The 8147-nt window shown below is 36.3% G+C and carries 5 protein-coding genes; 4 read left to right on the top strand and 1 reads right to left on the bottom strand.

The window, feature by feature from the left end; translation table 11 throughout:
* Window positions 1-391: 391 nt before the first annotated feature.
* From QL982_RS13615 to QL982_RS13605, 3 genes are all read left to right on the top strand, one after another.
* Window positions 392-1408 carry a WG repeat-containing protein gene (locus QL982_RS13615; protein ID WP_290190397.1) on the top strand — a complete coding sequence of 339 codons (1017 nt, stop codon included), beginning with the start codon at window positions 392-394 and terminating at the stop codon, window positions 1406-1408.
* Window positions 1409-1508: 100 nt separating this feature from the next.
* Window positions 1509-2030 (top strand): hypothetical protein, encoded by a 522-nt coding sequence (locus QL982_RS13610; RefSeq protein WP_290190396.1) that lies wholly within the window; start codon window positions 1509-1511, stop codon window positions 2028-2030.
* Between the two features lie 207 nt (window positions 2031-2237).
* Window positions 2238-3893 carry a WG repeat-containing protein gene (locus QL982_RS13605; RefSeq protein ID WP_290190395.1) on the top strand — a complete coding sequence of 552 codons (1656 nt, stop codon included), beginning with the start codon at window positions 2238-2240 and terminating at the stop codon, window positions 3891-3893.
* A gap of 143 nt (window positions 3894-4036) precedes the next feature.
* Here QL982_RS13605 and QL982_RS13600 read toward each other — a convergent pair whose 3' ends face one another.
* Complete coding sequence (locus tag QL982_RS13600; protein WP_290190394.1) at window positions 4037-6004, bottom strand: hypothetical protein; 1968 nt, start codon at window positions 6002-6004, stop codon at window positions 4037-4039.
* A 221-nt stretch (window positions 6005-6225) separates the two neighbouring features.
* Between QL982_RS13600 and QL982_RS13595 the strand changes: the two genes are divergently transcribed.
* Window positions 6226-7929 carry a P-loop NTPase fold protein gene (locus QL982_RS13595; RefSeq protein ID WP_290190393.1) on the top strand — a complete coding sequence of 568 codons (1704 nt, stop codon included), beginning with the start codon at window positions 6226-6228 and terminating at the stop codon, window positions 7927-7929.
* The last annotated feature ends 218 nt before the right edge of the window (window positions 7930-8147 follow it).

Genomic DNA, 8147 nt, shown 5'->3' with positions numbered 1-8147 from the left:
GTTCTCCTGCTGGTGTATTTTAGCAGTTAATCTCTATTTGTAAGTGTTCTTATTTATTGGGGGGATTACCATCTAATCAGCTGAAAACCTTGAGAAAATGGTGTGATATTTAATCCTTATCTACTACAGCCCCTTTCTCTTAATTCGTAGTGAAGCCATAGTAAATCCTTACAAAGCATAAAAAAGGACACAACGATAACGTTGTGTCCTTTTTTGTGCCTTTAGATTCTCCAAGATTATTTAAAATTACTATATCTCATAACATATATATTGATTATTGAAATAAAGTTGACTACTATTGTTTATTAAATATAGTGATATCTATAGGCTGTATTTCATAGATATATTTGTGGATTACAGAGAGCGTGTATACCTTATAAATGAGATTTAAATGAAAAAAAACAATAGAAAAGTGGCAATGATATTGGGTCTATGTACAGTGTTTGGCACAGGTAGTGCAACAGCTGGCTTACAAGCTTTTGAATTGGAGAATACGGAGCAACCTCAGTGTGGCTACAAAGATGACAGAGGAAAAGTCATCGTACCTGCAAAATATTACAGCTGTGGTGGTTTCTCTGAAGGCATGGCTCGTGTCGCGCTCATGAAAATGGGAATGGTCAAAGGCTATGACGGCGGTGAGGACTACGAAGACTATCTGTACTGGCAAGGCTATATTAACGAAGCGGGTAAATTAGTCATACCTGTTGAGCATCAAGCACCGATGACTGGTGGCTATTACATTGATTTCCGAGATTTCCAAGAAGGGATGGTAGCCGCATACAAAGACGGTAAATATGGCTATATGAATAAGGTAGGGAAAATGACCGTACCTTACTTATATCAGAGTGCCGGTGATTTTAATGATGGGCTAGCAGTGGTGAGTAAAAATGATAAATTTGGAGCAATTGATAAAACAGGTAAAACAGTCGTACCGTTTAAATTTAACTGGCTAGATGACTATTCAGAAGGATTGGCCAGATATAACACATCTACATTGGGTGATGAAGATAGTAAAACAGGTTTTGTAGACACCTCTGGCAAAACAGTGATAGCAGCCAAATGGGATGAGGCAATGGAGTTTTCAGAAGGATTGTCTGCTGTCAAGATTGGAGATTATAGAAGTGGTAAATGGGGCGTCATCGATAAAACAGGTAAGGTCGTTGTCCCACCAAAATATGATATGGCTTATATGGAGCCAATGGGGGATGCCGTAGATGTCGATGGTGGCCGCTACGAAAATGGGAAGCTCGATTTCTATAACCTAAATACTAAAAGTGCTAATGCTTATGATAATGGCTACGAGAGTATCACGCGCTATACATTAGACCGCCAAGGAAAAGTGCTTTCCCAAAAAACCTATACAGATTGGAATGAGATAGACCAAGAACGCTATCCGCAAAACGATTAGTAATTTCTCACATCTATTCTTAAAAATGCATACTTACTGACATCTGAAAGTGAGCCGCGTAAAAAGTACTCAATTTATTTAAATTTATAGGAAAAATCTCATGTTCAAAAAGACAAGCCTGTTATTAGCAGCATCGATAATTATCTTAGGTCTATCCTCTACGGCTAATGCAGCACCTAAAACAAAATATGGTGTCACAGTGGTTGAATGTGACTTTGATTATGAGGATGAGAAGTTTTGCACAGACAGTCGTTTGAAAAGCTATGCAACCGTTATGAAAGAGCGCAAGCCTAACTTCAATGGTAATCAGATTATCTATATTTTTGAAACCAATGCTACGGGGTACGTCAACAAAAAACCTTATCGTTTGGTTGTGATTGACCCTGCTAAGAAGACAGTAGTGCCTTTTCGTTATTCATTATCAGCTGCAGCTGACGATGAAGGAAAGGCGGTAGTCGTTAACAATAAAGGCGATACTATACATTACGATTTTGATCTTAAATCCAACCGTTTTTGTTTCTCTGGCAATATCGATGCTTACAGAAATTCCTACGGCTATCAAGACGGGCCTTTTTGTTTTAAATATGATAAGACTGAGCAAGACTTGGTGAGAGAGTATTAGGTTTTTTTTATATACATCATCCAGATCAAAGGCTGTACTTCAATTCAGCCTTTGCATACTGCTGAATCTAAAGGTAGTAGTTATATGACTTCAGGAGTTTATAACTTTTACACCTAGAAAGACTATTAATCACAATATCAGAAATTATTATCAAATATTTATATTAACCCCAAATTTCTAAGTATCCCTACCTAAAGGACTGTTGCATTGAAACGTATCTATCTACCCTTAGTTTTTAGCCTTCTCGCCATATCAGGATGCAGTGACAAAAATAATGCTGAAGTGACGCCATCGTCAGTAAGTGAAAAAAAAGCAGTCGATAATGCTGAAGTCGAGAATGATAAAAAAGAAGAAAAATGCGTTGTACCTGATGTAGAAGGTTATGACAAAGTCGGTTGCTTAAGAGACGGACTTGCAGGGGTAATTAAGCAGAGCGACGATCAATATGATAAAGCCAATAGAGTGGGTTATATCGATAAAGACGGACAATTGATTATTCCATTTCAGTTTGATGCGATAGTAGCAGGAGAGGGTGGAGAGTCGTTAGATTTCAATGACTTTTCAGAAGGGTTAGCTGCCATAAGTAAAAACGATAAATATGGTTTTATTGATACAAAGGGAAAAGTTCTTATAGAACCAAAGTACGACTGGGCAAGCAGTTTCTCTAACGGACTTGCCGTTGTGAGTGCTGAAGGTCTATATGGTGCTATTGATAAACAGGGTAAAACCGTTATCCCATTTGAATACCAAGCTTTAGCTGATTTCCATGATGGATTCGCCACAGCAGCTCGTCCAGCTAAGGACCCGGAAGATTATGAAAGTAAATATGGACTGATTAATAAACAGAATGAGGTGGTCATACCCTTTATGTATGAAAGTATGGGCAACTTAAGTGAGTCGCTTATCGCCGTGAAGAAAGACGGTAAATGGGGTTACGTTGATACCACTAACAAATCGATTATTACAATAAATTTAGCATATGAAATGGTCAATGATTTCTCAGATGGGTTGGCTGCTGTCTTTAGTTATGAAGAGAACAGTGACAATCTTGAATACGGCTATATCGATAAGACAGGTAAGATTGTAATCCCCATGCAGTTTACCAAGGCTTATTGGGATGATACTGAAGGCCTAATAGATTTTAATAACGGTATTGCTGTCGTTAACGATAAAGAAGGCCGTACCTTCTGCATTGATAAAAAGGGTAAGGAGACTCAATGCCCAGATGGTATAGGCGGTACTGATAATCAACTCGATGATGAGGGTGATAACTTAGATGAGGAAGCTTTAGAAGCGAAGAGTTCTGATGCACCGCAATTTATCACAATAACCGATTATCTGGCTTTAAAACCTAATGAAAATTGGACATGGGATAAATTAGCGGCACTACCTAATGTGCAAGAGTGGCGAGTAAAAAGCCCGATTAAAGAGGAAGGTAGTTCTGAAAGTTCGATCTATTCTATTAATGCAGGTTTAAGTGATACAAGTTGGATGAGTGCTTATGGCACTAAAGCTCAGCCAAATATGGTTGTACTTAGCTCAGGTCAGGGCGTCATAGAAGACAGTTCTCTTGAAGGTGTTTATGAGCTTAGTGATTTTTTTAATCAACAAGACCTGACCCGTATTCCTTCTAACTGCGATGTTGATTCACGCTTTGTCCAAAAGTTTTATAAATGGCAAAAGAAAGGATTTCAACCTTTATATGTGTATGACGTAACAATGCCTGGGAACTCTGGGAGTGAAACGGAATTTGGTATTGCGAAAAATTTAGAGGAATTTTTTAAGCCTGAATATGAAGGTTCGTACTTAGGGTTACAAAGTATGAATAATAATTATGATGAAGTTATTTGTATCTTTAAATAGTGTAGTGGTCAACTAATTTTAGACACCTGGTAAGAGGTTTTTATTGAAGTAGAGCTTCTCTTTCTCTAGCGGTGTTAAATACTTGTTGAAAGAAAAAACTGCTCTTAAAAGAGCAGTTTTTTTGTACTAAAAGATTGGGTTTGCTATTTATTAGCTTCCCAGATAAATTCGGCGCCAGTACTATGTGAGACGCTGTCCTCGTTTTCAAGCTCATCGCCAGCATACTCTATAGAAGTAATAATCCAGCCGCTCTCATCCTCAAAATAATATATGGTTAAGTCGCTAGGGTCAAACTCATCTATATTATTCAGACTAGTATCAAAAATGGTGCCTTTTTGAAAAAACCTACCGATCATCATGGCTTGATGAGGCGCTAACTCATCTACAATATCGTCATAGTTTGATGTCGCGATTAAAGTAACATCCTCACTTTCAAGAGAATCATGATTGCAATCAGACTGCCAAATGACTTCGTCAGAGTCGTTTAGAATTTCTAATATATTTTCTTCTGATAGAAAAGCACCGTTTATGTGCCAAATATTATCAACATCAGATAAACCAGAAGCCCCGAAATGATATTCATCAGGAATCTCTAGGTCATTATCTCCTATTTCAATATCGTTGTAATACTCTTCAAGATCGACATTGTTTTCTTGAAAATATAGATAAGTTGCAATATTAACCATACCTGCAAAAGTTTCCACGCCGCTACCTGAAATTCGTATAATAGAAGCAATAGATTTACGACTGTTGGAAGAATTGATTTCAGTGCCTGATTTCTGTATCTTAATATCTTCTAACCCCCTAACTATTTCATCCCCCAGCTGATTTAAGATATCGCCGACACTTTTCGATACTTTATGTGAAAAGTTGTTAGTGATCCATAAGTCTTCAAAGTGTGGTAAATCAACAAGCGTGTTTGGAAGTGATTTTATAGGGTTATCGTAGATATGTAGGATTTTTAGTTTACTTAAATTTCCAACTGACTCTGGAAGCGATTGTAATTTATTATCAGTACAGATCAGCTCTTCAAGGTTCTGTAAAGTCTCTATACAGCTAGGCAATTCTATTATTTGATTGCTTGAAACATTTAAGATCTGTAGCTTTGCAAGCTTACAAATACTATCTGGCAGTGATTTGAAATTATTATTCCAAGCATATAATGCTTCTAGCTTGTTCAGAGAGCCAATTGATTCAGGTAGTGTTGACAGCTGATTTTCATAAACGTTCAGTTCTTGTAGCTGATTCAAATTGCCAATACTTTCAGGCAGACTCATCAATGCATTAGAGCTTACTTGGAGCGTCGTTAGGCTTGATAGATTGCTAATACAGTCGGGAAGATGAGAAATCTTATTAATACTGATATCTAAAGTCTCTAAGTTGTTGAGCTTGCAAATAAACTCTGGCATTTTTTCAAGGTTATTGCCGCTGATATTCAGTGATTGTAGATTTTTTAAACTAGCGAGCTCTTCAGGGAGGGTATCTAATAACATGAAGCTTAGATCTAAAGCTTTTAAGTTAGTCAGTTTGTGAAGGTTACTAGGCAACTTATCTAATCTATTACCTTCTACAGTAAGTACTTCTAACGCTGATAATTCTCCAATGCTTTCAGGAAGAGCTTCCAGTGAATTGTCAGATAGTATTAAGGTTTTTAGTTTAGATAATTTGGCAATAAAATCTGGAATTTCTTTTAAGTTTCGGTTGTTCGATAATTCTAGGTATTCTAAGGTATTTATCTTGCTAAGGCCCTCAGAAATCTCACTAAAAGACTTGTTAGATCCGATAATTAGTGACTTTAAGTTGGCTAATTTATCAATATTTTTTGGCAAAGTCTTTAAATTATTATTAGATAAATTGATAGATTCTAAGTTGGTTAGTTTGGTTATAAATGCAGGTAGAGACTTGAGATTGGCGAATTCTAGATTTAGAGATTTTAGCTGTGTTAAATTGCCGATTTCTTTGGGCAGCTTATTTAATCTGTGACCACTGGTATTAAGCTCTTGTAGGGAAGCAAGATTTTCTGCGGAACGAGGTACTTGTTCTTCGCTTAAAAAATTCTCATCTGCCCAGTTCCAGATTTCTACCATCCATGCTGAGTTGTTACCTTCCATAATACAGTCCTGTCATTGCATTAATAATATTAATTATTTATAAGTAACGCTAATCAATTATACTCAACAAATGGTTGTAATGTCTAAAATAAAAATTATAAGAGTTTGCGTTGAACTCACTTAAGTTGAAAGTTATATTGGGAAATAACAAAGTGTTGGCTTAGCTTATAATTTAAGAAAATAATCCTAGTTAAACAATAATTCAAAACAAGGATGATCGAATGAGCACCTTTAGTAATCTAACGGATACACCAAAAGTTGATAAAGACCAGCTTGGGATTGATAAATATAAAAAAGGTTTAAAACGTTTTTTAATGAGTGCTCAAACACCCCTAACCGTTGCCATTCAAGGCGAGTGGGGAAGTGGTAAAACCACCTTAATGAACTTTTTGAGGCAAGAACTTTGTACAGATAAAGAGGGTTACTACGGAGTATGGATTAATACTTGGGAGTATGGCTTGATGATGGATGCTAGCTCCACATTGACAAATATCATCACGGCGATTATTAACCAAGTTATTGAAGTCATTGAGCAAGAAAATAGTGATGACGCCGCTAAGCTTAAGAAAAAAGCCAAGTCGTTTATTACAAAGGTTAGTAAAGCGGCTCTAAAAACATCAGCTAATATGACAATCGGTGGTGGTGCTAGCGATATAGTAGATTCAATGTTTGAGACCGAACAAAGTGAAGTAGGTGTTCGCCAGTTACGGGATGAGTTACAGAGCACTATCAATGATTTTATTGCTCAGAACCCCCAAAAAGGTTTTATGTTCTTTATAGATGATTTAGACAGGATTAACCCTCCTGTGGCAGTTCAAATTTTAGAGCTTCTTAAGAACCTTTTTGATTTAAACAACTGTGTTTTTTTATTAGCGATTGACTATGAAGTCGTTGTTAAGGGGCTTGAGCCGAAATTTGGTAAAAAGACGATGGAGAATGAACGAGAATTCAGGTCATTTTTTGAAAAGATTATTCAGCTTCCGTTCTCTATGCCAGTTAACAACTACGAAGTTCAAAGTTTTTTAATAGATAATCTTAAACAACTGAAGCTAATAAGTGAAAGTGTATCTACAGCACAAATCCTTTTAATTGAGGAGATTGGTTTGCTTACCGTTGGTAAGAATCCTCGTGCCATTAAGAGATTAATGAATGCTATTTCACTGGTTAAATGTATTAATGATGTTGGTATACAACAAAATGAAGTGTCAGAAATAATAAACTTCTTTCTGCTATCTGTGCAAATCTCTTATCCTCAAATATATAATGTCTTGGCACATTACCCTAACTTTATGGGTTGGGATAACGAGCTGGAAGTTGAATACCAGCTTTTTGATAAGGATGAAGATATTTATTTAAGTCATGAAGATGAAGAGTGGAAGCAAATTCTCTTCAAACTTTGTAAAAAAGACTTCTTCTTACAGGCAAGGTATGCTGCTATTGTTAGGTTGTTTGAACGAATCGAAGAATTCTGTAAAGAGCAAAAAGTAAGTTTGCAAGATACAATCAGAGAAGGACTTGAGCTATCCTCTGTTACCTCTGTGGGAGATGCTGTAGAAACGAATAAAGTAAAAAAAGATTTTTCAACTTTTAACTTCCAAGGTAAGTCTTACAATAAAGGAAGGTTAGTCAATGAGGTCGTCAAGGCTTATGTTAGAGATAATCCAAACATTAATTTTTCTGAATTGGAGGAAGCTTTCCCCACAGAAATACAAGGTAGTTTGGGTGTGGTAACATCTGAAGAAAATGCTGTACAAATATACAAAAGAACAGGCCATAAACGCTATTACATAAAATCAAATGAGATTATCAATGTATCAGATGGAAAGGTCGCTACCAGTAATCAGTGGAAAACTGATAATATTGAGAAATTTGTTAATCACGTTAATAAAATGGGTTTGAGTAGCTTTTCAATTCAGAACTCATAGGTTTTGTAATTTGAGTGAGCTGTCACGATTCTATCGGAGACTTAGGGTCTGTTGAACATTGGGAATAAATTGATGGCAAAAAAATAGCGAAGCAGTAATCTTTAAGTTCTCACACAAAAAAGATACCGTTCGCTATGCCTCGGACAATGGTAATCCCCCCAATAAATAAGAACACTTACAAATAGAGATTAACTGCTAAAATACACCAGCAGGAGAAT

It is taken from the genome of Psychrobacter sp. 5A.1 (assembly GCF_030407455.1).
Classification (GTDB): domain Bacteria; phylum Pseudomonadota; class Gammaproteobacteria; order Pseudomonadales; family Moraxellaceae; genus Psychrobacter.
The sequence above is the reverse complement of the archived record's forward strand: the minus strand, read 5'-3'. Positions and strand labels throughout refer to the sequence as shown.